General features: G+C 52.3%; 25 protein-coding genes. 9 read left to right on the forward strand and 16 right to left on the reverse strand.

All coding sequences use genetic code 11. The features are described from left to right. Nucleotides 1-73: 73 nt before the first annotated feature. Nucleotides 74-952, forward strand: a complete 879-nt coding sequence (locus tag HCZ99_RS13360; protein ID WP_167447480.1) for an NAD(P)-dependent oxidoreductase — start codon at nucleotides 74-76, stop codon at nucleotides 950-952. Between the two features lie 92 nt (nucleotides 953-1,044). Here the strand turns inward: HCZ99_RS13360 and HCZ99_RS13365 are convergent, their stop codons facing one another. Then, on the reverse strand, nucleotides 1,045-1,512 hold the full coding sequence (locus HCZ99_RS13365) for an Lrp/AsnC family transcriptional regulator (protein WP_175581487.1): 468 nt from the start codon (nucleotides 1,510-1,512) through the stop codon (nucleotides 1,045-1,047). A gap of 126 nt (nucleotides 1,513-1,638) precedes the next feature. Here HCZ99_RS13365 and HCZ99_RS13370 point away from each other — a divergent pair, with 126 nt between their 5' ends. The 3 genes from HCZ99_RS13370 (at nucleotide 1,639) to HCZ99_RS13380 (ending at nucleotide 6,700) form a co-directional block, all read left to right on the forward strand. Further along, nucleotides 1,639-2,976 carry a tyrosinase family protein gene (locus HCZ99_RS13370; RefSeq protein WP_167447481.1) on the forward strand — a complete coding sequence of 446 codons (1,338 nt, stop codon included), beginning with the start codon at nucleotides 1,639-1,641 and terminating at the stop codon, nucleotides 2,974-2,976. A gap of 300 nt (nucleotides 2,977-3,276) precedes the next feature. Continuing rightward, nucleotides 3,277-5,010, forward strand: coding sequence for a hypothetical protein (locus tag HCZ99_RS13375; protein ID WP_167447482.1), 1,734 nt, complete (start codon nucleotides 3,277-3,279; stop codon nucleotides 5,008-5,010). Between the two features lie 82 nt (nucleotides 5,011-5,092). Then, on the forward strand, nucleotides 5,093-6,700 hold the full coding sequence (locus HCZ99_RS13380) for a hypothetical protein (RefSeq protein WP_167447483.1): 1,608 nt from the start codon (nucleotides 5,093-5,095) through the stop codon (nucleotides 6,698-6,700). A 41-nt stretch (nucleotides 6,701-6,741) separates the two neighbouring features. On the opposite strand, the gene HCZ99_RS13385 is transcribed toward HCZ99_RS13380, so the two are convergent. Next, entirely contained in the window at nucleotides 6,742-7,971 is a 1,230-nt protein-coding gene (locus HCZ99_RS13385) for a cytochrome-c peroxidase (protein WP_167447484.1), read from the reverse strand. A gap of 52 nt (nucleotides 7,972-8,023) precedes the next feature. Here HCZ99_RS13385 and HCZ99_RS20825 point away from each other — a divergent pair, with 52 nt between their 5' ends. Then, the gene (locus HCZ99_RS20825; RefSeq protein ID WP_303047844.1) at nucleotides 8,024-8,149 is read left to right on the forward strand and encodes a hypothetical protein; all 126 of its coding nucleotides are present in this window, start codon (nucleotides 8,024-8,026) and stop codon (nucleotides 8,147-8,149) included. A gap of 92 nt (nucleotides 8,150-8,241) precedes the next feature. On the opposite strand, the gene HCZ99_RS13390 is transcribed toward HCZ99_RS20825, so the two are convergent. The 6 genes from HCZ99_RS13390 to HCZ99_RS13415 form a co-directional block, all read right to left on the reverse strand. Then, complete coding sequence (locus HCZ99_RS13390; RefSeq protein WP_167447485.1) at nucleotides 8,242-9,141, reverse strand: DMT family transporter; 900 nt, start codon at nucleotides 9,139-9,141, stop codon at nucleotides 8,242-8,244. A 188-nt stretch (nucleotides 9,142-9,329) separates the two neighbouring features. After that, nucleotides 9,330-10,136 carry a substrate-binding periplasmic protein gene (locus HCZ99_RS13395; protein WP_167447486.1) on the reverse strand — a complete coding sequence of 269 codons (807 nt, stop codon included), beginning with the start codon at nucleotides 10,134-10,136 and terminating at the stop codon, nucleotides 9,330-9,332. 194 nt (nucleotides 10,137-10,330) lie between these two features. Further along, a complete protein-coding gene (locus HCZ99_RS13400; protein ID WP_167447557.1) occupies nucleotides 10,331-10,858 on the reverse strand; it encodes a gamma carbonic anhydrase family protein in 528 nt (175 codons plus the stop codon). Between the two features lie 219 nt (nucleotides 10,859-11,077). Beyond that, nucleotides 11,078-12,124: an N-acetyl-gamma-glutamyl-phosphate reductase gene (argC, locus tag HCZ99_RS13405; protein WP_167447487.1), complete on the reverse strand. Its 1,047-nt coding sequence runs from the start codon at nucleotides 12,122-12,124 to the stop codon at nucleotides 11,078-11,080. Nucleotides 12,125-12,355: 231 nt separating this feature from the next. After that, nucleotides 12,356-13,702 carry a hypothetical protein gene (locus tag HCZ99_RS13410; protein ID WP_254869601.1) on the reverse strand — a complete coding sequence of 449 codons (1,347 nt, stop codon included), beginning with the start codon at nucleotides 13,700-13,702 and terminating at the stop codon, nucleotides 12,356-12,358. Between the two features lie 204 nt (nucleotides 13,703-13,906). After that, nucleotides 13,907-14,812: a GNAT family N-acetyltransferase gene (locus HCZ99_RS13415; protein ID WP_167447488.1), complete on the reverse strand. Its 906-nt coding sequence runs from the start codon at nucleotides 14,810-14,812 to the stop codon at nucleotides 13,907-13,909. 382 nt (nucleotides 14,813-15,194) lie between these two features. Here HCZ99_RS13415 and HCZ99_RS13420 point away from each other — a divergent pair, with 382 nt between their 5' ends. Next, on the forward strand, nucleotides 15,195-16,358 hold the full coding sequence (locus HCZ99_RS13420) for an alpha-hydroxy acid oxidase (protein WP_167447489.1): 1,164 nt from the start codon (nucleotides 15,195-15,197) through the stop codon (nucleotides 16,356-16,358). A gap of 201 nt (nucleotides 16,359-16,559) precedes the next feature. On the opposite strand, the gene rpsI is transcribed toward HCZ99_RS13420, so the two are convergent. From rpsI to HCZ99_RS13445, 5 genes are all read right to left on the reverse strand, one after another. After that, nucleotides 16,560-17,048, reverse strand: a complete 489-nt coding sequence (gene rpsI / locus HCZ99_RS13425) for a 30S ribosomal protein S9 (protein WP_167447490.1) — start codon at nucleotides 17,046-17,048, stop codon at nucleotides 16,560-16,562. Then, nucleotides 17,048-17,515 carry a 50S ribosomal protein L13 gene (rplM, locus tag HCZ99_RS13430; RefSeq protein WP_033067260.1) on the reverse strand — a complete coding sequence of 156 codons (468 nt, stop codon included), beginning with the start codon at nucleotides 17,513-17,515 and terminating at the stop codon, nucleotides 17,048-17,050. The genes rpsI and rplM overlap by 1 nt, the downstream gene beginning before the upstream one ends. Before the next feature lie 170 nt (nucleotides 17,516-17,685). Then, nucleotides 17,686-18,153 carry a PaaI family thioesterase gene (locus HCZ99_RS13435; protein WP_167447491.1) on the reverse strand — a complete coding sequence of 156 codons (468 nt, stop codon included), beginning with the start codon at nucleotides 18,151-18,153 and terminating at the stop codon, nucleotides 17,686-17,688. A 169-nt stretch (nucleotides 18,154-18,322) separates the two neighbouring features. Then, nucleotides 18,323-18,640 (reverse strand): hypothetical protein, encoded by a 318-nt coding sequence (locus tag HCZ99_RS13440; RefSeq protein ID WP_167447492.1) that lies wholly within the window; start codon nucleotides 18,638-18,640, stop codon nucleotides 18,323-18,325. A 280-nt stretch (nucleotides 18,641-18,920) separates the two neighbouring features. Then, entirely contained in the window at nucleotides 18,921-19,796 is an 876-nt protein-coding gene (locus HCZ99_RS13445; RefSeq protein WP_167447493.1) for a hypothetical protein, read from the reverse strand. A 149-nt stretch (nucleotides 19,797-19,945) separates the two neighbouring features. On the opposite strand from HCZ99_RS13445, the gene HCZ99_RS13450 reads away from it, so the two are divergent. Next, a complete protein-coding gene (locus tag HCZ99_RS13450) occupies nucleotides 19,946-20,740 on the forward strand; it encodes an enoyl-CoA hydratase (RefSeq protein ID WP_167447494.1) in 795 nt (264 codons plus the stop codon). Between the two features lie 237 nt (nucleotides 20,741-20,977). Beyond that, nucleotides 20,978-21,613 (forward strand): LysE family translocator, encoded by a 636-nt coding sequence (locus HCZ99_RS13455; RefSeq protein ID WP_167447495.1) that lies wholly within the window; start codon nucleotides 20,978-20,980, stop codon nucleotides 21,611-21,613. Here the strand turns inward: HCZ99_RS13455 and HCZ99_RS13460 are convergent. Continuing rightward, nucleotides 21,585-22,475 (reverse strand): sulfite oxidase heme-binding subunit YedZ, encoded by an 891-nt coding sequence (locus HCZ99_RS13460; protein ID WP_167447496.1) that lies wholly within the window; start codon nucleotides 22,473-22,475, stop codon nucleotides 21,585-21,587. The two genes, HCZ99_RS13455 and HCZ99_RS13460, sit on opposite strands and share 29 nt — an antisense overlap. Before the next feature lie 218 nt (nucleotides 22,476-22,693). Here HCZ99_RS13460 and HCZ99_RS13465 point away from each other — a divergent pair, with 218 nt between their 5' ends. Then, nucleotides 22,694-23,137, forward strand: coding sequence for a CoA-binding protein (locus HCZ99_RS13465; RefSeq protein ID WP_167447497.1), 444 nt, complete (start codon nucleotides 22,694-22,696; stop codon nucleotides 23,135-23,137). Nucleotides 23,138-23,286: 149 nt separating this feature from the next. On the opposite strand, the gene HCZ99_RS13470 is transcribed toward HCZ99_RS13465, so the two are convergent. Further along, nucleotides 23,287-23,928 carry a hypothetical protein gene (locus HCZ99_RS13470; protein WP_254869602.1) on the reverse strand — a complete coding sequence of 214 codons (642 nt, stop codon included), beginning with the start codon at nucleotides 23,926-23,928 and terminating at the stop codon, nucleotides 23,287-23,289. Nucleotides 23,929-24,102: 174 nt separating this feature from the next. Beyond that, the gene (locus HCZ99_RS13475; RefSeq protein ID WP_167447499.1) at nucleotides 24,103-24,999 is read right to left on the reverse strand and encodes an OmpA family protein; all 897 of its coding nucleotides are present in this window, start codon (nucleotides 24,997-24,999) and stop codon (nucleotides 24,103-24,105) included. Nucleotides 25,000-25,123 lie beyond the last annotated feature (124 nt).

A 25,123-nucleotide genomic window follows, 5' to 3' on the forward strand; every position in this document is an offset into this window, starting at 1 on the left:
TAGACCACTTTAACGGCCTGCGATATTTGCAGGCCGTTTCTTATGAAATACCACCTAGGACAAAGGACACACTATGTCGCAGACAATCGGTTTTCTCGGTGCGGGCCGCATGGCGTCCGCAATGATCGCCCGGTCCCTTGAACAGGGTTACCGCGTTCAGGTCTGGAACAGAAGCCCGGGCAAAACCGAACCGCTTGTTGCCTTGGGCGCCACGGCCTGCTCAACGCCGGCCGATGCCGTGTCCAATGTTGATATCGTCATATCCTTTATGGCCGATGACACCGGCTCCGAAGCGGTATGGCTGGGTGATAACGGCGCGCTGGCGGCGATGAAACCAGGGACACTTGCGGTGGAATGTTCAACCCTATCGCATGGGTTTGTTTTGGACCTTGCGGCCAAAATCACCGCCGCTGGGTATGATTATATCGACGCACCGGTCACGGGCGTTCCCGCCGATATTCAGGCCGGAAACACCGTCTTTTTGATTGGGGCGGATGAAACGGTTCTTGATCGCGCCTGGCCGTTTATGAACGCCGTTGGCAAACGCATTGTGCATTTTGGCCCGATTGGTTCGGGCACGGTTTACAAACTGATGCACAACCTTCTGGGGGCCGTTCATATTGCCGCCGCCGCCGAACTGGTCGCCGTTGCTCAAAAAGCCGGGCTTGATGGCGATGTGGTCGCCGAAACATTTGCCACTGGTGCGAATGCCAGCATGTCTGGAAAAATGACCTTGCCCGGCATGATCAGCGGCAACCACCACGAAGGCATCCACTTTACCACCGGCTTGCGCGCCAAGGACGCGGCCTATGCCATGCAACTGGCCACCGATATGAACATGTCCCTACCCGTTGGTCAGGCTGCGTCAGATGCCTTTAAAAAGGCCACCGCAGACGGGCTCGGTGACTTGGCACAAAGTGCGGTAATCGAGACCGTTAAAAATAATAAATAAGAACGTTAAATTTCGATTTTGAAGAAACACGAACTTCGCCTTTTTGCGCGTACCTAGCTCAAAGGTTTCACGCGCACCGGGCTGTTGCAGCATCAAAGCAACGGCAAGGCGTTTTTTTCGCGCAAGGTACGCACGACCAGATGCGATGAATAATTCTTGATTGCAAGATCGTCGTAGGTCTCTAGGAAATGATAGATATAGTCGGTGTAATCTGATGCATCGCGAAATTTTGCGACCATTGCAAAATCATACGCGCCCGTAATCAAATAGCACTGCATGACTTCCGGACGTGTCGCCAGAATCCGCTGCATCTTGTGGTCAACGTCACTTGTGTCCTTATCTAGCGCGACCAGAAAGACGGCAGTGACCTGAAAGCCGAGCTTTTTTTCATCAAGCTGTGCCTTCTTTGCTCTGATGAACCCTTCACTTTCCAGCTTCTTGATCCGGCGATGGCAACTGGCCGATGACAAACCAGCGTGCTCACTGATCACATCCAGATTGGCTGTGCAGTCCTCCTGGAGTTTATCCAGAATCTTGAGATCAATCTTATCTGCTTTCAATTTTTCACCCACAACTTGAATTTGAAAAATCTACATCACTTATCGCTTAACTTTGCAATATCCCAGCAGGAAAAAAAGGTAAATTTAATGCAAATAACTCAATTACTTGGATAGATGGATAACACCATGATTGTCGCAAAGCCGACCTGGGACGATAATATACGTGATCTGATCAATACTCCACCGTGGGTAGCCGAGGGCCGCCGCGCTGAATTTAGTCGTCATTTGGCAAGCGCGTTTCAGACCCATTGCATTGATATGGCAAGCTACATTTCCGTGCGTAACGGCGCGGAAAAGATTTATCATTTTATGGTGTCCCAACATCTGCTGAACCCTGCAACCCCGAAAGACTTCTGGCCATTCGAAGTACAGGAGACCTTTCGACTGTGGATTAACCAGGGATGCAGAAAAACGTCGGATTGTGAGTTTATCCGCACCCAAAACATCCAACCTCCCGAACTACCGATACAAATCTCCAAAACCCGTCTTGATATCGCATCAATGGATCAGATTGAGCTCGATCAGTATAGGGCCGAAATTGACGCCGCGATGACAGCGCCATTGCCAGATATCCAATCAATATGGCAACGGTTCGCTTCCCAACACCATAAATGGTATCCGATGGACATCCGGCAAATCCCGATGTGGTACCGGGCCTTTATGCTGCATTTCGAAACGGAAACAGGCATTTCCATCCCCTACTGGGACTGGACGGCAGCTTGGATGTCGGATGGCAACAATCTGTGCCCTCGTGCGCCCCAAGCATTTCTTGATGAATATTACGTCCATCCCGAAACCGGGAAAGAGCTCCGAAACCCTCTCCGTTACGCATTGCAAAATGTGTTTGGAACCGAGCGGCAAGACAAAAACGCATCTCGCAGCACTATGCTGTTCGCCCCCTTCAAGCTTTCGCCCAAAACAGTTGAAAACCGAAGTCGGAAACTTGCCGCATTACAAGGACCGCTCTCTGAATTGATCGAAGGTTCGTGCCTGAATTCCCCCTCAGGCCAGCGAACGGACGGCCTGGCACTATTCGGACACCTGATTGCCCAAGCTGGAGAATGGGCGGGATTTCAGATGCGCCCAACTTCGCTCAGCGCACTTGACCCGCTGTTTTTATCGCTGTGCGCCAACTCAGACAGATTGCTTGAGACATGGCTGAACTCAATGCCCAACCTTAAAATTCAGTCATGCGCCCCCTTGCACCCTTTCATCGGACCGACAGCATCTCAGATGAGCGAAACCTGCCGCGCAAGCTGGCGATATACTTCGGTTGCACAGATGGCCCAAGCAAGCCGGGCACTGGATTATCAATATGGACTGCCAGAAGCGCGACCTTATCGGCCCTCTTTGAAAAATTCACCGCTTAAGATCGACAGCCACCTTATTCTGGAAAATTCACCGTCGCCGTCATCCACCGTCCCACGCGTGCTGAATGGGTTACCGCAACATCCGGTAAATTAAGCAAATACCAGCTGCCTTACCCAACGTGTCGGCATTGGTATTTCCATCAATTTGCCCGCCCGGCTTAACGTCGAATATCGCGGTTTTCCTCGAACTTGCTGCGTTTTGCGATCCGGCTTTTACGACGTAGCGCCACTTGCACAAACTAATCCGATGGCGGCTGCTCTTGTGCAGACTGTCGCTACCGGATGCCAAATTTCGAACAAACCGAAATTACGGTACGAATGAAAACGCAGCACAAGAACACCATGACTTCGGAGCAACTTTATCAACAACACAACTACTACAGGAATGGTAATCATGTCGAACAGCTTCAAAGAATTTACCCCCCCCGCACAGCAAGCAGCAAAAGACTTCAAAAAAATCGGAATGGAGGATGACCTCGCACCATTCTGCTCAGCGTGGAATACAAATGTCACCGGCTGGACTGAAATGGCAATTATCGGCAACCCTTGGACGTCTGTGAATGACGCCCCGCGCAGTGATTATTTCAATCCGTTGCTTACTGGGTATGGGGCAGGTGTCGATGTGCCGATTGACTGGACGCCATTTCCCAACCGCCTAATACAGTTCTTCACGACACCACAAGCCGTTGCCAATCCGCAACTTGGTGGATCACCTTTAAGTACCGAACAGATTCTCGATCTTGCAGATACCGGCGAGATTGAGATTAAAGGCACCACTTACAAGCTCTATGACCCAAGCGGCACGTCAGATATCTTGAACATCCCGGCAACCCTATGCCCTGAAATTGACTGGCAGGGTAAATTCGCGCCCTTCGCGCCTTCAGGCCCGCGCGGGTGGTTGGACGAATACTGCGAATGGTCGATTGAATATGACGCGGACGGAAAGATGCGCAGCGTTATGTTCACCTGTGAAAATCCGGCGTATTTCCTCACAATGTGGCAGATCAATCCAGAAGCTGTTCTCTCACTTTATCAGCTTTACATTGATCCGGCTGTCAAACTTGAAGACCTGTATCTACGCTATACCGATGATCAGCCCAACGGCGCAAAGAAAGGCGACCCGGTCGTAGATGCGACAACAGGACGCCCCGCTTATGACACCTTGAACAAGTGGAACTACGGCACCAAACGCGTACCCGGCAAGAGTGGCGGCGCCATGCATCTTACATCCGGTCCCAATACCCTTAGCGCCGAGATTTATCTTGCTGCGGCGGCCACCATCAATCGCGGTGCGCAGAAAAATCAACAGGAACTGATTTGCTGCGCACAATATGGCCAGCCATACCGCAACTCGGACCCGCACATTGGTAAACTTGCAAATAATGTCGCGTTGAGGACTCAGATATCCCTTACCGACCCGATCGGGCTGTATATCCAAAACCCGGTCGACTTTACAAACTGGAAAGGTCCGAACAACGAAGACATCGGTAAATACTGGAATATCACGCGCGGCCATACCAAGCAGGGTGACGAGGTAACAGATCAAATTCTTCAGGTCGTTTTCGCCATTCCCGAGGATGCTGGCTTCGCATTGAACGACTGTACGATCAATGGCAAACCACTGACCCATGCCGGGGTAATTGCCGAAAACTTCAAGATCGCGCTTTCCGCCACCGGGAATGGTATTGCCCCCACCGAAGGCGAAAAAGGGTGCGTTAAAACCCGCGCGAACCATGTGCAACCTGCCCCTGTGCAGATGTTGCCAATTGATCTGTTTTATGGCCAGTCGCCAAGCGATCTACCCGGCTGTCTTGTCCCCGGAACAACGCATAAATTCGCCCTTGTTGTACACGGTGCGAGCAATGACACCTCTGTTGACAATGCACGCATCCAATTCGAAAGCGACAGCATTACCGTAAACGTTGTCGAATATCTGAAAAACGGCACCCCGACACCGGGCAAAACCGACGCAGGCGATACCCAAGCCTTTATCATCGACGTTACCGTCGCCGATAACGCCGAAAGCGGCCTTGTTAAATTACGGGTCCTAAACCCATCAGAACCGAAAAATCCATCCGCCGACGACCATCCGTGGGCTGCTGGTTTGGGGGCAATAGACGCAAGCTGAAAAAACAGCAGAAAATCTATATCCGGGCGCGGCCGCGCATTTGTCGATGCCGCGCCCAAAGACCGTAATCAGGGGACAAAACATGTGTAAATTATTGAACACTCATTGGAGGCCGCCCGCAATACGCGGATTAATACTGCTTGCGATAGGCGTATTTTTTGCAGGGTTTCCCGCGCAGAACCATAGCGCAAAGGCAGCTTCGTCTTGCGAGCTGATCGTTGACCCGACGAACTCCCTTTTCCTTACCAGTGATATGTATGCACTGTTGCCGACCCAGGCCACAGTAAATTGCTATGCGTGGCAGATGTTTATAGCACTCAATTGGCCGGTCGACAGCGGATGGCCACAAACCCCCTCGAAGGCTGGCGAACCAGACCGCACGGCGAAGTTTTCCGACTGGGGCGTACCATCCGCCCCCCAAAAGCCACTCGACATGTCAACCGTGTGGGCCAGCTTTATGAGCCCATCGAATATTTTCAAGCCCTATGCCGCAAAGCCGGACGACTGGGGTGTTCCAATGCCCAAGCCTACTGGATGCAAGGCAAGTTCCGACACTGGCATGCTGTTGGCTTCAACCCCGTTGCACGTTCTTCAAAGCACATCAAAGGATAATGATCACGATGGACATATGAAGGGAACATCGGTTGCTACTTCTGATGATACCCCTTCACTATCGATCATGGAGGCCACCGGGGGTTGGCTTACGGATCAGAATAAAAACCTGATTTTCTTTGAGCAAAAAGTTGGGAAAGCCGAATTCGACTATATCGTCGAGAATGGCCTTTTTGATGCCAAGACCCAGCTCATGGTTGCCAAGAACGAAGTGCCCGGCAAAAGCTATCCATTCGGCCTGAACTTACCAAGCGGAAAACAATTGATCACACCGCCGGCAGCCCCCCAAGCCCAGGAAGAACTGGGATCATTCGAGCTAAAGGCCGCTTGGCGTATTTTGACCGATCATCCAGAACAATTCAGCCGCTATCTCACATCGACGGCATGGGTTAAAGATCCGGAAACAGGTGATTGTGCCTCGGAAGTAATCGGGTTGGTTGGTCTTCATATCATTCACAAAACCCTGACCTTCCCCGATTTTATTTGGACCACGTTTGAGCAAATCGACAACGTGCCCACATCAAATGGAAATCCGCACCACCCTTATGGCTATTCCTTTTACAATAAGGACTGCAAAGGCCCGGGGGATACCTGCAAACCAAATGCCCCGCGGATTGTGTGTAGCACGCAATCGGGCAATGAAGTCTGCGAACATAAATTTGATATGGACGTCCCAGTGCAGGTTGTTCGCGAACAACCAATTGCCAGCCCGATTGCCACATTGAACCAAGATGTTCAGGATCAAATATCTCAGGCAACCAATGGAAAATCGGTCTTTCAGTACTATCAGTTGGTCAATGTTTTGTGGGATCAGTCACCTAATCCCCCCCAATATGCGCCCGGACCAAACGCACCAACGCCGCTGTACTTCGGAAGCTTCACTTCTGAGGGTAATCTCGACGTCGCCAATACGACCATGGAAACCTATGTACAGGACCAATCTTGCGATTCGTGCCACAAATACGGCAACATCGCCGGTCACACGGAATTGGCATCGGATTTCAGCTTCCTATTCAAGGAGGCCAGCACAGCAGACATCGGTTTTCTTCAAGACACGATCAAAAACAGCACAAAGTAGCATCTCACGCTCCGGGACTGAACGTCCCGGGGCTTACCGCTCTATTTTTGCTCGGATAAAAGCGGCTCATAACGTTTGTCGGTCAGTGTTTTCAGGAACGCGACAAGCGCCTTGATGCGTTTTTCATCAAGCGCATCGCCCTGCTCTAGCTTATCAAGCGACAAGGTATCTGCCACTTCCGGATCGCCCCACGGATTGCCGGTTTCCGGGTTGATCTGGTTGGCTTTCGCCTTGCTGTTGTACTTGTTGTAAAATCGAATGACGGTTTCCAGATCGGAAAACACACCGTTATGCATATAGGGCCCTGTCACCGCGACATTACGCAGTGACGGGGTTTTATATTTGCCCTTGTAACTTTCGTCATCAATCGCCGGGTTATCAAGCAATCCGTTATCGGTAAAACTAACATCCTTGCCAAGTTCCTTGCGGGTCGCGACGTTGCGCGGTACACCGATATTGTGGAACTCGTAATTGGTGAATGTCTCGCCCTCGGCGGTTGGGCTTTCTTTAAGCATGTGACAGGTATTGCAGTTGGTAAATTGCTGCGAAAAGAACAAAACCCGACCCAGTTCCTCTGTCGGGGTCATTTTGTATTCCCCGCGCAGGTACCGGTCATATTTGCTATCAAACGGTGCGAATTCTTTGGTTTGTTCAAACGCGGCAATCGCCTGGGTCATCGCAAGATAGGCTGCGTCATTATCGGACCAGACATCATCCCCAAACAGCGCCTTAAACCCGGCTTCGTAATCCGCATCACTTTTCAGACGCGCGATCAGGGTTGGTTTGTCCGCCATCCCCATTTCAATCGGGTTTAGCGGCGGGCCACCGGCCTGTTCGGCCAAATCGGCAGCACGTCCGTCCCAGAATTGTCCACCGACGGCAACACCGTCGGGGCGCACATGAAAGGCTGGTGAATACATCGCATAGGCCGCCATTGGCGCATTACGATCGCCAAGGCTTTTGCCATCATCACCTTGCGAAAAGGCCCCTCTGGCTACATCAAACCGCGGATCGCGAAACGCGGTCGACGGATCATGACAAGACGCGCACGATTCCGTGCGATTTGCCGAAAGACTGGTATCGAAAAACAGCGCCTCGCCCAATTCGGCCTTATCGGCAAACGGGCTATCACCGGTGTTATCGGATGCCGACGCCACTTCGCGGACCGAATGGCCATCTACCAAGTGATGCAAAAATTCCTGCTGGGAATTTGATCCCGCGGCAAGGGCAGCACCGCCCGTCCCCGCCACCGTTAACACAGCAACTGCCATGGCAGCGGGGCCTGATTTTACGAACTTAGATCGGCAAAGACGGGAAACACGCATGTCAGCTACTTCTGATAAAACCATCGGGAAAAGACGGGTTGTTACGCAAATGAAATCGGTAATGATTATCATTTACCCGGCAGGATTGCCTTTTGCTTTGATAAAAGTCAATGGTGACCACTAACATTTATTCGCAATTTGGCGCGGTTTCCCCGTCTACCCCAGATAGTTCTGATGTTTTAATCCCAAGAACCCAGCCGCAAACGGCATAGGTTTTCACACAACCACACGGCGGCGGCGCCCCATCACTGGCAAAAGCTGCACACCGACAATTGCGGCCAAAATAACCCCGCATCCGGCATATTCCGCCGGTGCTAGACGCTCCCCCAGGAACCAAGCAGCGGCGATGGCGGCAAAGACCGCCTCGGCACTCATGATAATGGCTGCGTCGGCGGCTTCGGTGTAATTTTGCGCAACCGCCTGAAGAGTAAATGCAAGCCCAACCGACATGATACCGGCATACAGGATTTCAAACCCGGCATTGTAAATATCGGCAAAACTAAACGTCTCGGTCATGGCGCCCATCACCATCGCCAAGATACCAGCGATCACAAACTGGGTTGTCGAAACCAATGCTGGCGCGTTGGTTCGGCTGACCATCACCCCGATCAAAACGACTTGTGTTGCCCAGAACAGCGCGCTGCTCATGACCCAAAAATCACCGGCATCAAGGGCGGAAAGGTTCCCACCACTTAGCATATAAGTGCCCAAGATACACATCGCCCCGCCGGGCCAAACCGACCAATGCGGGCGGGCACGAAATACAAGAAATGCCAAAACCGGGACTGTCGGCACGTAAAATGCGGTCAGAAACGCGGCATTGGTTACCGTCGTCATCATCAGGCCGATTTGCTGCAGGATACTGGCCAAATACATGGCAATGCCGGTCGCCAGCAGTCCAAACATATCACCGCGCGAAAGCGAACGCCCTTCGCGTTTGATCTTGCGAAACTCGCGCAACGCAAATGGCAACACCACCAACGCACCAAGCAGGAAACGCACGCCCGTAAAATACTGCGGACCGATATTTTCCATGCCGGTTTGCTGAACAATAAAGGTCGTCCCCCAAATCAGGGCGACAAAGACAATCAGGACGTTTGCCTGCCAACGCATCATATTCCCGGTTCCGCTTATTGTGACCGGGCGTGGTGGCGCGCGGCAAGTTTCAAGGATCAATTGGTCCCCTTGCTAGCGCATGAACCACTGATCCGCAAGAACGATACTTCGCCGTCTAAAATACAGAACCCGCACAGTGACAAGCGCGGTCAGGATAGCGGTTACAGTCAGCTTAAAAGTTAGCTTGGTTAATTGGCGGTGACGGCCTTTTCGCCGTAAAGGTCGCGGTACCAGGCGAACTTGGTTTCACGCTCAATGGCGTCATCTATACGACGCACAAGTTCCGGACTCATCGTTTGACGTGAATACATCAAACGCACCGGCTCTTTGCCCAAAACAAACGGATGGATTTCCACCTTATCGTCCAGACTGCGTATTTTCGCCTGCATATAAGATGCTTCGGGGATCCCGATCAGCATGTCGATGCGACCGTTAATCAATAAACTGATGCCCATCTCGGCACGCGGAAGGTCAATCACATGTTGTTGATTTTCAGGGTTGGACACGAATTTTTTAAACTCTTCACCGCGATAGGCACTGCGAACGTGACCAATACGAAGATCATATTTCACGACGTCATCAAGATCGTGGATATTGAATTTACGCGCTTCGCCGCGACGCACCAAAAACCCGCTGACATCATTACGATAAGGTCTGGAAAACCAACCATAGGCGGTTCGTTCCTTGGTGAAGGACGCAGATGGCAAAATATCAAGATCGCCCGTTTTGATCGCATAGAGCGACCGCTTCCAGGGCAAAAACACAAAGCGATATTTACACCCAATAGAGTCAAGCACACGGGCGATGAACGTATTGTCCAAGCCAACAGCACTCCCGCCAACGCTTTTCATGCTAAAAGGCGCATACGCTTCGGACGCCCGCACACTTAGCAGACGATCGCACGCCACCATTGGTTTGGCCGATACACTTGGCACCTTGGCGCCAAACGCAATCACCAACGCCAAAAGGCCAAGCATTAAAAGCCTGACGCCCATTATCCAACCACTCCTTACGATCCGTGTCATGCTGGTCGTATCTGCGCATTTCGCAGGCATGCCGGATTTCATATTTAGGAGCCATAGGCTCCTTCATTTTACGCATCGTCATGTAAAGATGACGTTCCCGTTTACCGGTACTAATCAGAAATACCACAAGTTCAAACGTGTTTTTAGATACATTCCAAAGACGGTTAAGCCAGATCTTTGGGGATCGACGTTTTATATTCTTGCCCCAGATCGGCATAACGATCTGCCGACACTTTGAAAAATTCGATCTCTTCCTGGGTTAAATCACGCACCTTGCGCGCAGGGACACCCGCCCAAAGCTCCCCGGCCGGAATGCGTTTTCCCGGTGACAATAATCCATTCGCACCAAGCATGCCGCCCTGTTCAATCACGCAGCCATCCATCACAGTGGCCCCCATGCCAACAAAGCTTCTATCTTCCAGTGTGCAGGCATGAATGATTGCCGAATGACCAATCGTAACATCATCCCCGATATATGTGCCAAACTTGCCCTTGGCGACATGCACCATGGTCAGGTCCTGAATATTGGTCCGCGACCCAATACGAATTTCATGCACATCCCCGCGAATGACACAGCCAAACCAAATACCGGTCTCGGCCCCGATTTCCACATCGCCTATGATCGTCGCATTCGGGGCAACAAATGCGGTGTCGTCGATGGTGGGCAAAACCCCGCGATAAGATAAACGCATGGTCACTTGACCTTCCTTAAATACTGACGGTTCTCAATGGGGCATCAGTTTAAATTCTAACGTGGGAAATGCGAAAGCTTTCCGTTGAAAAATCCAACCGACGCATTTTACGGACGACATCAAACCGGTGCACGTTCAAGCACACGACAGCCCAAACTTAAAGGGCGCATCCAATTTGAATGCGCCCTTCTAAGTGTCTTTTGAAACCTTATCCGCCCCTTATGGGAACAGCGGCTCGATCTCAAGGCCCATGGTTTCAGGCAGATCCATCATGACGTTCATGTTCTGAACGGCCTGGCCAGATGCGCCTTTCACCAGATTGTCCTCAACCGCGACGATGATCACACGGCCCGGTACACGGTCCTTAACAACGCCCATCAGAACAAAGTTCGACCCGCGCACGTGGCGGGTTTGCGGCGTGGCACCAAACGGCAGAACGCGAACAAACGGCTCATCGGCATAGCGTTTGGCAAGGGCTGCCTGAATGTCTTCGGCAGTCGTGCCATCGGTCATTTTGACATAGATGGATTCCAAAATACCGCGGCTCATCGGCATCAGATGCGGCGAAAAGTTGACCACAACATCATTGCCCGATGCCCATGCAAGGCCCTGCTCGATCTCTGGTGCATGGCGGTGCCCACCCGTGCCATAGGCATGAATGCCTTCGGTCACTTCGGCAAACAACGTCATTTCCTTGGGCGCACGTCCTGCACCGGTCACACCGGATTTCGCATCAATGATGATGTCATCTGCATGCACCATTTTGCTTTCCAAAAGCGGGGTCAACGCCAACTGTACCGGGGTTGGATAACAGCCCGGATTGGCCACGACACGGGCTTTTTTGATCTTTTCACGATGCAGCTCGGTCAGGCCATAAACGACCTCTTTTTGCAAATCCTGTGCGGCATGTTCCGCGCCATACCATTCCTGATAGGTTTCCGGATCAAACAACCGGAAATCAGCCGACAGATCGACAACTTTGACATGGTCGGGCAGACCGGCAATCACTTCTTGCGTCGTGCCATGCGGCAGCGCACAGAAAATAACATCAACAGTCGACCAGTCCGCATCTTCGATCTTGATCATGGTCGGCAGATTGATATGGGCAAGATGCGGGAAAACTTCCCCAAACTGACGTCCGGCGCGTCGGTCTGCGGTCAGCAATGTGATTTTAGAAGCTTCATGGTGCGCAAGAATACGAACCAATTCCGCCCCGGTATATCCGCTGGCACCGAGAATTCCGACTTTGACCTTAACGTCACTCATTTTAAATCTTGCTCCTAAAGGCGTGCCCCAAACAACATCAGGGCCTTGATAACGAGCGGATGTTGGCAAACAAGCCCCCTAGATGCAAGCATTTAGGCGACAAATCCATCCCACATTCGCAGATTCCCCCATGCCGAAATGACATGGATCACGCGTTGATCATCTAATGGCTATTCAGAAGGGCGATCAACACCGTCTAAATACCTTCTGAAATTCAACGCAACAGCCGACTTATTTACGTCTCGCGCGTCGCACCGTCGCTGGGCAGGCGCGCTTATCTTCGGGCAGCACGGTATAGAATTTTTCGATTTTCTCGTACCCGGTTGGCGCCGCGACTGGATAGCTTGCAACAAACCGCTGATCAGACAGGCCAAAGTCACTGGCTTTAAGGCCGGATCGTTGTTGCCACATGCGGCGATGGGCGTCTGACAATGTGATGTTTGGATCATCGATCAGGAAAATCGCATCGCGTGCCAGTCGGTCATTATATTTATGATGGCTCGGCAACCACGCGGCCAATTGCTTACGCAACTCTCCTGGGCTTGGCAATTTGCGGGTGCGGGTCGCAAAGCTTGTCATTTGTTTTACCAGCTGGCTGATATCGCCCGGCGGCACGGATCCATGGGTGGCGCGATCAATAAAAAACGCCAGATCGATTTCAGTCGGATCGCGTCCAATGATCGGGCGAATTTCCGCATACAATTTGAAAAACCGCGCAATTTTTCCGCCATCAGCATTCGCCGCGTCATACACCTGGCGATAGGCGCGCTGCACTTCGTCACGCGCGCCATAGGCCGCAAACCGGGCCTTGAAATCATTACGTTGCGCATCATCGACCCAGATCGAACACAGGATATCAAACGCCGCATCATTATTGCCCAAGGCCAAACGATGCATGTCTTCGGTCAAGGGGCCAAATACCGATTTCAACAAGCCCGGATTGGCACGCTCCGCGGCAAAGATAATCTGCTGTATTTCCGCCCCTGCCCCGGCCGTCGCCCCGCGTGGCCCCCACGTCAGATAGGCACGCGGATCATTGGTATGACAATAAGGATCGCCTTCAAGGAATCGTTTGCCACTGCGCGGATTTTTGGACTGACAAAAGTTGAACTGGATGACGTCATAGTCGGTCCCTTCCAGCGCAAAAGTCAGTTGATTGGCCCGTTCAATCGCATCTGGTGGCGCCATGTTCGCCGGCATCAATAACCGCCAAAGCCCACCTGTAATCGCCCCAAAACTTGGCGCGCCAACCGCGGCCCGCACCGCAGAATTCAAACACGGCTGAAGATCAATAATCGCTTGGCGGGTTTTCGCCCCAACGATCCCGTCGGGCTTGCCATACACCGCAACCGGGCCACCTTGGCACTTTGCCGCCGCAACAAACAGATTGCGCTGAAACACCGATACCGCGCCATACCGACCAAGCGTTAAGGCCCGGTCTTCAAACCGATACAGCACCTGATCATCACTTGCCGCGCGCGCCACTTTGCCCCCTGCCAGCAGCAAGACGCATACCGGCAGAACCGAAAGCAAACGCGACAAATGCAATAGATGACGTTTCAGGACGACCTCGCTCAATTCATACGGTGTGATTTCTCATCACCAGCAAGCCTAACCGGGCTTCCTCGTGCTGCCAAGCGCATCTGATTTCCGCCCAGCGCAAACAACCTTGTGATCTTATTTCAGTATGGTGAAACCCCATCCCGCCAGCAGAGGCTCTCTTGCTGACGGGATGAGATAAGCCGATGCACAGTTTCAACCCGGCCCTTCAGGCACAGACGTTTAAACGGCACATTCCTGGATCAGGTGACCTTGAAGCTTCACCGGGCTTTCCAGAAATGCGAGGCGATAACGCCCGATTTTCGTAAAACCGAGGGCCTCATACGCCTTTGCCGCCGCTTCGCTGTCGGTGGACAAGATGGCGCGTTGAACGCCGTTAGATCGTGCTGCCAACAGAGTTTTCGCCACCAAAATCCGGGCGTACCCGTTTGATCGCTCCGCCGGTGGCGTCCAAACCGGACCAACTTGCACGACATCGGGCAATTGGGCATTAAAGCCAGAAAGACTGACCGGTTTTCCGTCCACAATCAGGCCCCACATGCAGCGCGCATCAAGCGCATTCACCACGCGCGAAGCGATTTTGCTATCAAGTGCTGGTGTATCTTGTGCGCCAAGGGCCTCGATCTCGTAATCACGAAGCCACCCAAGCAGCGTACGGCGGTCAAGGCGTTCGGCATCAACCATCTGAAAACTGTCGGACCGGACATTCACCGGCACAATGAGATCGGACAGATCAAGCCGATAAAGCACATCCGACGCATTAAGCGAGAATTTCGCATCCTTGAGGCCGAGCTGATCGATCATATCTAACGCCTGATCAGCATCGCCCAAGACACCGGCAATGGGTTGAACCGTATCGGCCAAAAATGCGGCGGTCAGATTACGCGGAATGGTCGCGTGATCGCCCGACTGAACAAATACGTTGCCATTGCCAAAGATCGCAACGATCGCTGAAATGCTGCCATCCTTGGCAACTTCCCCGAAATAAGTTCCAGAAAGCGGATGACGGCGTCGCTCGATACCGGCAGTTCGCAAATTTCCGCGCAAAATCATGCTGGTGGCAGCATGGTTGGCAAGGAATGCGTTTGCGGCATCAAGATCGGCGTCGTGCAGCTTTCTGTACTGCATATCGGGGGTCCCTTTCATTCGGGTTCTGGTCATTGCCAAACTTTGAATTTGGCACAAAAAAAAGACCGCTCCATTAGCGGCCCTTCACAAATAACGGGGAAATCCAACAGAGGTTCAAATAGCTATGTTTTGAAAATTCGTCGCATATTTCGAACCATTGGATGACACCTTAAATTTTAAAAATATCCCTTGGGATATTTGTTGTTACCACACGGTACGGAATTTCCCATATTTCTTTTTTGAAATTCCGCAATAACAATAACGCCATCCCGCCTTCCGGCATATGGAAAAAGTTACTAAGAAGCTGATTTTAAATTCAGTTTGCGATAACTTCTGCAACTGGTATTCGTATGCTAAGTGCATTTTATTCGGAGTTGAACTCATGCCAGTGATCACCTGTGTCGATGACCTCAAACGTATCTACAAACGACGCACGCCGCGCATGTTCTACGATTACGCAGAATCGGGGAGCTGGACTGAGCAGACATTCCGTGAAAACACCACTGATTTTCAGGATATTCACCTGCGTCAGCGCGTGGCAATCGATATGGAAGGACGCTCAACCAAAAGCCAGATGATCGGTCAGGATGTCTCTATGCCTGTCGCCCTTGCACCGGTCGGACTGACGGGAATGCAATGCGCGGACGGCGAGATAAAGGCCGCCCGTGCGGCTGAAAAGTTCGGCGTACCATATACCTTGTCGACCATGTCGATCTGCTCGATCGAAGATGTCGCCGAACATACATCCAAGCCATTTTGGCTGCAGGTTTACACACTCAAAGATGACGACTTCATGAAGCGCCTGTTTGATCGGGCGAAAGCGGCCAAATGCTCGGCAGCTGTCATCACGGTGGACCTTCAAATGCTGGGACAACGCCACAAGGATTTGAAAAACGGCCTCTCAGCCCCACCCAAACTGACCGCGAAATCCGTCGCCAACATGATGACGAAGGTGCAGTGGGGGCTGGGCATGCTCGGCACCAAGCGCCGTTTCTTTGGCAACATTGTCGGACATGCCAAGGGTGTTGAAGACCCTTCATCGCTGAGCACCTGGACAGCAAACTCTTTTGATCAATCGCTTGATTGGGACCGTATCCGCGAGTTCCGGAAAATGTGGGATGGCCCCTTGATCATCAAGGGGATCATTGATCCACGCGACGCGCGTGAGGCGCTCAATGTTGGCGCAGATGCGATCATCGTATCCAATCATGGCGGACGCCAGCTTGATGGCGCCCTGTCCTCAATTCGGGCATTGCCCGCCATCATGGACGCGGTTGGCGATAAGATTGAGGTCCATCTCGACAGTGGCATTCGCTCTGGCCAAGATGTCCTTAAGGCCCTCGCCCTTGGTGCAAAGGGCACCTATATCGGCCGCGCATATATCTATGGCCTTGGGGCCATGGGCGAAGAAGGCGTCACCAAATCGCTTGAGCTTATTCAGAAGGAACTTGAAGTTTCCATGGCGCTTTGCGGACATACTGACGTGACCAAGGTAGATCGCGACATTCTGATGATCCCGCGCGACTTCTCAGACCGCTGGCAGTAACGCGACAGTCAATATTACGTCTCTCAACATGAAATAAAAAAGCGGTGTCTTCCTTGATGAAGACTCCGCTTTTTTATGAGGTTTGCGACGAGACGACATCCTGACGGCATGCCCACCGAACATCACTCCACAAACAGAAAAAGCGCCACTCGATGGTGGCGCTTTTCCAATACAATTTTGGGCGTGCTGCCCGGAAACGAATTAACGTTTCGAGAACTGGAAGCTACGACGTGCTTTAGCACGACCGTATTTTTTACGTTCAACTGCACGTGAGTCACGGGTCAGGAACCCACCAGCTTTAAGCGACGGACGCAGTGCCGGCTCAAAGGCGGTCAGAGCACGTGAGATACCGTGACGAACGGCACCGGCCTGACCAGAAAGGCCACCACCGTTAACGGTGCAAACAACGTCGAACTGATCTTTACGATCGGTGACGGTGAACGGCTGGTTGATCACCATGCGCAGAACCGGACGACCGAAGTAATCTTCGAATTCGCGGCCATTGACGGTGACTTTGCCTGAGCCCGGTTTGATCCAGACACGTGCAATTGCGTTCTTACGACGGCCAGTTGCATAGGAACGACCCTGTGCGTCGATCTTCGGCTCCGGCAGGGTGCCTTCTGCAGCAGCAGCGGTTTCGCCGCCCTGTGCCAGATCCTTGAGATCTTCAAGAGTTTTAGTTTCGGCCATTACTTAGCACTCCGCTTATTCTTTTCGTTCATAGCCGCAACGTCGAGGACTTCCGGCTTCTGAGCGTCATGCGGATGCTCGGTGCCTGCATAGACGTGCAACTTGGAAAGAACCTGGCTGCGCAGCGGGCCACGGGACATCATACGCTCAACAGCTTTGATGATCACGCGTTCCGGATGCTCACCGTTCAGGAGCTTGTCCATGGTACGTTCTTTGATACCGCCCGGGTAACCGGTGTGCCAATAGAACTTCTTGTTCTGAAGTTTACGGCCGGTAAGTTTAACTTTTTCAGCATTGACGATGACGATATGATCGCCACAGTCCATGTGCGGGGTAAACATCGCTTTGTGTTTACCACGAAGACGATTGGCAACAACGGCAGCAAGGCGGCCAAGGACGACGTCTTCAGCGTCGACCACGAACCATTTGCGCTCGATGTCGCTCGGTGTCGCAGTGAAGGTTTTCATTATTTCAATACTCGAAAACTGGGTTCCACGGAGGGAAACGTCCCTCGTTGAAAGTCGGCGCATTATGCCAGCATTCAACAGGAAAACAACAGGAATATTTCATTTTAAATCAAAGACTTAATAGTCGCGGTATTATTTTACCACACGAATTTATGCATTTTTCACGTCGATCACACAGAAGGTGGCATCGCATACGTGCCAATCACATGCGCGCACAGACTGTCGTCAACCGCCGACCGGATGTGACATTCCGCAATCAAAAGCCGCCTGCCCGCTTTTAGAATCTTGGCCTCGGCAATCAAATCACCCGGTTTTGCACCAGACAGAAAGTGAACCGTGGCCTCAGTCGTTACCGCCAAATCGGCCTTGGGCACCACCAACCACGCCACGGCATAAAGCGCAATATCAGCCAACGCAAAAATCGCAGGCCCCGTGATCACATTCCCCGGCCGCAGGTAACGCTCCTTAAACGGAAGCCGCAAAAACGCGCTGTCATCGGTCAATCGTTCGGTGACAACCCCCATATCGCCAACAAATGGCACCTTTTCGCGCATAATCGCGTCAAAGTCGGCGGGGGTAATCCCCTGCCCCTTTGGGGCGCAATCGGCGCTTTTTATATCTGTCTGGGACGGGCTCATTGGGGTGTCTCCCTGCTGTGCTGCCTTGTTTGCTGCAACATCTTTGATCATCGGCCACAAGACTGACATAACGTTTACGTTAACGTCAATATTTACAGGCCTTAGCCGACCAGGCCTTCGACCAAAGCACAACGAACCAAAAGACCGAACAGCGCCGAGTATTTTACATTCAGAAGAGAGCCGCCAGATCGGTATATATTATGGCAACCAGCCCCAAAATCACGATCACCACAATTGCGGTTGCGCCGATCCGCGGAAGATATGTCCGCATCCATTCCGCAGACGTGATGCCTGTCTCATCGTTTTTGGGCGCCGGAATTTTGGGCCGAACCGGCCCGCGCAGGATATCGATCATTGGCTTTTTGACTTCGTCATTGGTCACCCAATGATGGCGGTTCTCTGGAAGATAAACCGCACGCCGAACATTTGACGCACCTTTGGCGTCTGGCACATCTGTGGCATGTGGACCATTTGCGTCACCTGTCATACCAAACGACCAAGCAGCACCGAATGCCGCCCCCAACCAAGAGTTAATCTTTTTTATCCGCCACGCTGTGACGGTGTTTGTTTTATATCGCCGGATCAAGACGAGATTTAGTGCCCCGTTTAAATCCGCAATGCCAACACGTCTGTACCGCACACACGCACCACCCCATTCGCAACGCGCAAATGTTTTGGTGCCGAACATGCGAACGTTTGGCATCGTCGTCATTTAAATGGGGATGAGGATCGGTTTGCAAAAGCCCCGCAAAGCGGCACAGGCAAAATTATTTATGCAAAATCGCGTTAAACTGATTAAGCGTCAGCACCAGAACATAACCCACGCAGACCGCCGCAATCATATAAGCCGCGAACTTCGGCAAAACCTTGTTCCAATTGATCGCACTGCCCTTACGGCTTTTGCGTTTTGAGCGCGGCTGGCGTTTCGGGGGACGCGGACGATTAAGGGGATGCGGGCTATGCCCATCGCGCGATACCCAGTTCGCGGAATTATCTGGCAGATCAATGCGTGACGTTGCGGTTGCTGCCGTTTTTAAATCATCAACGCGCCCTCGAACCGGGGCCTCGTCGCTTCGCATATGTTCAAGAAGGGTTGGACCACCGTGCAAACTATCAAGGTAATCCTGATAGGCACTTTGCCCGACAACATCATCGCGTAACTCCGATCCGGCATGCGCACTGTGGGGCTGCTGCGCTGCGTGATGAAGCATTTGCGCCTGCCCACCCTTCACATGCACATGGCGTGATGGTTTGGCAGCACCTGGATGTGGGGCAGCCCGCACGCTGCCAATCGATGCATTTTTTTCATTGGCCAATGGGGCTGGTTTGGGGCCTGCCATGACACCGCTTCTGATATCGCGCACGTCCTCAGGCTCAAACTCAACAGGGTTGCCGTCTTCATCCTCAGCAGGTTTTGGTTTGGGCATCAGATAAGGTGGAATATCAAATCCATTGCGCAACAAGCGTGCGCGGGCGTCCGCGCGATACCGTTCAAGATCGCGCTCGATTGTATCGGTTCGGTCAAACCGCTTAATCGGTGTATTCGCCACCGGCTTAACGGCACGCGGCGTCTCGGCAATTACCTTGCTTGCCACAAAACGACCTGGCGCCCGGCCCGGTTTACGCGTTTTATCATTGTCCATTTCCACCACCCACCTGATACGGCAGCAAGCCACCCTAGATAGCGTCCTGAAATGTTTTATTTTTTATCTGTTACGTGCAATTCTACTACGTCGATATGTATAAGGAAATAACAATAACTACTTATGCGCGATTTAATGGGAGGATTATAATGTCTGAAGACCGCAACCAAGCGCCCCTTGCGACCAGAAATGATCAAGATGGGGTCGCCACGGTAACGCTGACAAATCCGGCGCGTCGCAACGCGCTTTCACGGGCCATGATGACCGCCCTTCACGCTATTTTTGACGATATCGCCAATGATCGCACCGTGCGTTGCGTGATTTTGGCCGCCGAGGGTCCTGTCTTTTGCGCCGGCCACGACCTTAAGGAAATGAACGGCATTTCAGATTGTGACAAACATGCCGAACTGTTTTCCCAATGCAGTGATTTGATGTTGCGCATCGTCACCCTGCCCCAGCCTGTCATTGCCAAAGTCCATGGCATGGCGACCGCGGCCGGCTGCCAACTTGTCGCAAGTTGCGATCTTGCTGTCGCCAGCACATCGGCCAAATTTGCCACGCCGGGGGTCAATATCGGTCTATTTTGCTCCACCCCGATGGTTGCATTAAGCCGCAATATCGCGCGCAAGCACGCCATGCGCATGTTGCTCACTGGCGATCCGATTACGGCGCAAACCGCGTTTTCAATGGGGCTGGTATCGGATGTTGCCGATGATGCGGATCTAAATGACGTAACTAAGTCGTTGGCACACGGCATCGCCGAACGCTCTGGCATGACGGTGCAAACAGGCAAGCAGGCCTTTTACAAGCAACTCGAAATGCCGCTATCAGATGCCTATTCCTATGCGTCCAAGGTCATGACCGACAATATGCAAAAACATGACGCCCGCGAAGGCATCGGCGCGTTTGTCGAAAAACGTCATCCCACTTGGCGTCACGAATAAACGTGTGCTCCGGCTTACGGTGACATCCCAAAGAAAGACCTGTGACTGGCGGTAGAGACTTCACTCTTTGTCGCCAATCACCCTGATGCATCACCGCTCTTTGCAATCTGGTGTCGCTGACTTTTACATCCCAAACGCTTGACCAATTCTCGCGCCAGATGAATAGTTAAATTAAGACGTCCTGATATATCGCCGCTGCCCCGCGCCAAATCCCAACCCAAGCACCGGAGTTCCGATATGCCGATTGAAATCTGGCTTGCCTATGTTGTCGCCTGCGCGATTGTTCTGGCCATTCCCGGCCCGACCATCATGCTTGTCGTAAGCTATGCCTTGGGCAAGGGACGCCAAACCGCATGGGCCACCGTGCCCGGCGTTGCGCTGGGCGATTTGACCGCCATGACGATCTCGCTTGCCGGGGCTGGCGCATTGCTGGCGACCTCGGCGACAGCGTTTACCGTGCTAAAACTTTGTGGTGCGGGATATCTGATTTATCTGGGCATTAAGATGTGGCGGGAAAAACCCGCGGCACTTGAAGACAATCCCGATGCCAAACGCAACCGTCCAACGCGGATGTTCTTGCAGGCCTACATCGTCACCGCACTTAACCCCAAGGGCATTGTCTTTTTCATCGCCTTTGTGCCGCAGTTTGTAACCGCCAGCAGCCCGGTTTTGCCGCAGTTCATCATCATGACAACGACCTTTGTCACCCTTGCGGCAATCAATGTTGCGATTTGGGCTGTGATGGCATCAGCCTTGCGTGAACGGTTCCGCAATGCCACGGCCATGCGCCGCCTTACCCGAACCGGTGGTGCAGTTATGATCGGTGCCGGGCTTTTAACCGCCCTTACCCGCCGCGCGAGTGCTGCGGTTTAAACCGCTCACCGCGCAACCGCGCGATCACATTGCCGATCAAAACCCGCGCGGCGCCGTCGCGGCCAAACTGACACACGACAATCATGAAAAGCCCGGTCAGGAAAACAGTCCAGGCCGGACGCGGCGGCCACATAAATTCAAGATTGGCGGCAAACACACGGTCCGCCGGGACGCCGGTCGCCAGCGCGTACCAGGCATATTCAATCCCCGCCGTTGCAAGGCCCGCCAGCACGGATACCGCCAAAAGCGGCATAACATTGCGCAAAGACCATCCGCGCCAGTGAACAAAGCGATACAGCATCAACGCCACAAAGAAGCCAGCCATTAGGGTGGCTTCGCTGACATCGATTTTCGACTGCATAAAGAAATGCACCGTTCCCAAAATGGCGATCGCGTAACTTGCCTTATGCAGCCGGGTCCATTTTGCGCCGAGTTTACGCATCGCGGCCTTGGTCGATGTTGCCGCGAGGATCGCCAATCCGACAACCGCGACAAAGCCGATGGTCAGATAAATCCGCAAGAAAATCTCGCTGACGATTTTGATAACATCCAAGTTTTGACTGATCGCATACAGGGACAAATGCACGATGGCATAGGCAAAAGCCGCAAGCCCGATTTGGCGGCGCACCTGTACCAATTTTGAAAACCGCGTAATCCGGCGAAGCGGGGTCACCAGAAGCGAAATCAAAAGCATCCTGATCGTCCAATCCCCGCTTTGCAGGATCGCTTCCTTCACCGGGATTGTCGCCCCACCCTGAAGTACAACCGGCCACAGCAAAACAATCCCCGGCACAATCAGCGCCACAAAGACCGTAAGCTTAAAAAAGGAAAAGCGACCAGAAGGATCAATCCAAGGATACATTCAATCGGTTCCGTCAATCATGTCCGTCAAAATGAAGTTATCCGTCAAACAACCGCGTTTCACACCATACGTCACCTAAACTCGCATTCAACTTTCCGCGAGGATACCGCGATCCTTCGTCCGATGACACACGCACGCACCTATGGTCGAGTTGCGAAGCGTTAAATATCATATACCTTCAAGGCACGAATAGGTTTTGCAAATGACGGATGTGACAGATGACTGATTTTTCTAATCCGGACGATAATGCGATCAAAGCCCTGCTTGGTGCGACCAAAACCATCGCCCTTGTCGGCGCAAGCCCAAAGCCTGAACGCCCATCCAACGGCGTTTTAAAGTACCTTGTTGACCATGGTTATGACGTTATCCCGGTCAATCCCGGTCAGGCTGGCAACAAAATTCACGGTCAAACCGTTGTGGCAACGCTTGCCGACATTGGAAAGCCCGTCGATATGGTCGATATTTTCCGTAACAGTGACGATGCGGCTGGTGTTGTCGATGACGCAATCGATATCGGGGCCAAATCGGTTTGGATGCAGCTTGGCGTGATCAATGTCCCCGCCGCCCAAAAGGCCGACAAAGCGGGCCTGACAGTTGTGATGGACCGCTGCCCGGCGATTGAAATCCCCCGCCTTTTCCCTGCCGACTGGCATATCGACTGATCGTGTGATGCATCGGCATCGATGATCCGATTAAAGGCCCCCATCGGCACAAACGACCAAAACAATCCAAACGCCCCAAACAAAAAAGGCACCGGAAATATCCGGTGCCTTAAATCTTACGCGATCTTACTTTTGAATGCGTCGCTGGATTAACCGCGACCGCATTGCGCCAGCAATTCCGGCATCAAGCCCTGATTGCCGATAAAGACCGGCTGAACAGCACTGGTGACGGTATAGGTGGTTGTCTGTTCATCGACCAGAGGGTCATAAAGCCCAGAGGTCTCAAGAACCAGCGACATCACACCATCGCGCTTAATGCGAAGAGCAGCAAAGCCATTGGCGTATTCGCTACGCGCGCATTCTTTGCCCAAAATCTTATCGAAATTCTTCACAAGCGCGTAACGCGGATTTTCCATCAGGTGATCGGCTTTCACCACAGAACCGGCAGGAATACCCCGTTTCGGGATATATTTACCAAACCGTGCTTGCGATTGAACGATATAGCCATCCGGGAAATAAACTGCGACGTCTTCGGCAAGAAGAACACGGTCACCAACAACTTGGCCAGACCGCAGCAGCGCCTTGATACGTTTTCCCGGAATGTCGCCGGAAAACGCGTTAAAGCGCAAAAACTTTCCATCACCACGCAGGTCGGCATAGTACTTTTCAAAAGGCATGACCGGCGTAACATCCGCCGATTTTGCTGGCGACGGCACGACTGCCGCCATCATGGCAATACCCAACACCGCACAGCAGGCACGTCTTAAAAAGACCGACTTCAAGGTCCCCATCATATGTCCCCGTATTCAACGCTTCGGAATGTATGTCATAGCAGACTTGATGCAGGTCGGCGCCAATTTCAACTGAAATTACGTCAAAAAAAATCAGTCAGCTAAAAGCTCATACAAAAACAACGAGGTGGCACTATGCCACCTCGTTGCCAAACATTTCGTAAACGACGTCGATTAATCGACAGAAATCGTTACGCGACGGTTACGCGGCTCACGAACACCATCCGGAGTCGGGATCAACAGATCGCCTTCACCAACGGCATCGGTGTCAACCGAGCTAGCTTTGATACCACGACCGGTCAACTCGCTCAGAGCAGCATTAGCACGACGCTCAGAGAGTTTCAGGTTGTAGCTAGCCGAACCCGATGAATCGGTGTGACCAACAACATTGATTTCACCCATGCTCTGGGCCCACTGTTCAGCAGCGGCGTCAAGAACGCGCTCAGAAACCGGGGTGATTGCTACGCTGTCAAAATCAAAGAAGATGGTGAACAGACGGCTCTCGGTCGGCTCGACCGGAACAACTGCAACAACTTTGTCGCCTTCGAGTTCAGACATTGCTGCTTCGAAATCTTTCCAGCACTGGCTGATCAGGTCGGTCTGCCAACCTTCTTCACTTTCTTCGATCCAGCAATCGAAGCGAGCCTGTGCAATTGCTGCGGTTGCAGGCATTGCTTCACGGCCGCCGTTATCAAGAAGCGCGATCAGATCGTCGCGAACCGCACGTTTCTGTGCGATTTCTTCTTCGTCAAAACGCCAGTTTGCCGGATCTTCCGGAAGGATCGTTTCGTTGTCTGCAACTTTGCCTGCTTTACGTGCGAAGAAGTCAGCATCAAAGAAGTCATACCATTCGTCGGCTTCACGCTGTGCATAAGCAATGTACTCAGCTTTAAGCGCTTTACCGAAATTGGTGGTCGGCTCTTCACCAGCAATCGCCGTAGAAACGGAATTGCCGTAGGTCAGCGGGTTACCGCCGTAAGGTACAGCGGTGCCTGAATTGTCAACGCTGCTACACGCGCTCAGAAGTGCAACACCACCGAGAGCAAACATTACTGAAGAACGAAACTGCATGTCGTATCCCCTGTCTTAGGTTGTTATTAGCGAGTTAATATATCACCAAAAATGGTTATATTGTGACTGTAAACGATCAGGAAAAAAGAATGTTCCCGATTTCCTGAAATTATTTGGGACTTTG

Source organism: Thalassospira lucentensis, from assembly GCF_011806425.1.
GTDB lineage: Bacteria > Pseudomonadota > Alphaproteobacteria > Rhodospirillales > Thalassospiraceae > Thalassospira > Thalassospira lucentensis_B.

Bases quoted from the DNA above. Each gene is read 5' to 3' on its own strand.
- HCZ99_RS13445 (WP_167447493.1), bottom strand. From the start codon at position 19,796: ATGGACAATGATAAAACGCGTAAACCGGGCCGGGCGCCAGGTCGTTTT.
- HCZ99_RS13360 (WP_167447480.1), top strand. From the start codon at position 74: ATGTCGCAGACAATCGGTTTTCTCGGTGCGGGCCGCATGGCGTCCGCA.
- HCZ99_RS13460 (WP_167447496.1), bottom strand. From the start codon at position 22,475: ATGTATCCTTGGATTGATCCTTCTGGTCGCTTTTCCTTTTTTAAGCTT.
- rpsI (WP_167447490.1), bottom strand. From the start codon at position 17,048: ATGGCCGAAACTAAAACTCTTGAAGATCTCAAGGATCTGGCACAGGGC.
- rplM (WP_033067260.1), bottom strand. From the start codon at position 17,515: ATGAAAACCTTCACTGCGACACCGAGCGACATCGAGCGCAAATGGTTC.
- HCZ99_RS20825 (WP_303047844.1), top strand. From the start codon at position 8,024: ATGTCAGCTACTTCTGATAAAACCATCGGGAAAAGACGGGTTGTTACG.
- HCZ99_RS13440 (WP_167447492.1), bottom strand. From the start codon at position 18,640: ATGACAGGTGACGCAAATGGTCCACATGCCACAGATGTGCCAGACGCC.
- HCZ99_RS13400 (WP_167447557.1), bottom strand. From the start codon at position 10,858: ATGCGTTTATCTTATCGCGGGGTTTTGCCCACCATCGACGACACCGCA.
- HCZ99_RS13395 (WP_167447486.1), bottom strand. From the start codon at position 10,136: ATGGGCGTCAGGCTTTTAATGCTTGGCCTTTTGGCGTTGGTGATTGCG.
- HCZ99_RS13465 (WP_167447497.1), top strand. From the start codon at position 22,694: ATGACTGATTTTTCTAATCCGGACGATAATGCGATCAAAGCCCTGCTT.
- HCZ99_RS13390 (WP_167447485.1), bottom strand. From the start codon at position 9,141: ATGATGCGTTGGCAGGCAAACGTCCTGATTGTCTTTGTCGCCCTGATT.
- HCZ99_RS13370 (WP_167447481.1), top strand. From the start codon at position 1,639: ATGATTGTCGCAAAGCCGACCTGGGACGATAATATACGTGATCTGATC.
- HCZ99_RS13470 (WP_254869602.1), bottom strand. From the start codon at position 23,928: ATGGGGACCTTGAAGTCGGTCTTTTTAAGACGTGCCTGCTGTGCGGTG.
- HCZ99_RS13385 (WP_167447484.1), bottom strand. From the start codon at position 7,971: ATGGCAGTTGCTGTGTTAACGGTGGCGGGGACGGGCGGTGCTGCCCTT.
- HCZ99_RS13415 (WP_167447488.1), bottom strand. From the start codon at position 14,812: ATGCAGTACAGAAAGCTGCACGACGCCGATCTTGATGCCGCAAACGCA.
- HCZ99_RS13420 (WP_167447489.1), top strand. From the start codon at position 15,195: ATGCCAGTGATCACCTGTGTCGATGACCTCAAACGTATCTACAAACGA.
- argC (WP_167447487.1), bottom strand. From the start codon at position 12,124: ATGAGTGACGTTAAGGTCAAAGTCGGAATTCTCGGTGCCAGCGGATAT.
- HCZ99_RS13455 (WP_167447495.1), top strand. From the start codon at position 20,978: ATGCCGATTGAAATCTGGCTTGCCTATGTTGTCGCCTGCGCGATTGTT.
- HCZ99_RS13435 (WP_167447491.1), bottom strand. From the start codon at position 18,153: ATGAGCCCGTCCCAGACAGATATAAAAAGCGCCGATTGCGCCCCAAAG.
- HCZ99_RS13375 (WP_167447482.1), top strand. From the start codon at position 3,277: ATGTCGAACAGCTTCAAAGAATTTACCCCCCCCGCACAGCAAGCAGCA.
- HCZ99_RS13380 (WP_167447483.1), top strand. From the start codon at position 5,093: ATGTGTAAATTATTGAACACTCATTGGAGGCCGCCCGCAATACGCGGA.
- HCZ99_RS13475 (WP_167447499.1), bottom strand. From the start codon at position 24,999: ATGCAGTTTCGTTCTTCAGTAATGTTTGCTCTCGGTGGTGTTGCACTT.
- HCZ99_RS13450 (WP_167447494.1), top strand. From the start codon at position 19,946: ATGTCTGAAGACCGCAACCAAGCGCCCCTTGCGACCAGAAATGATCAA.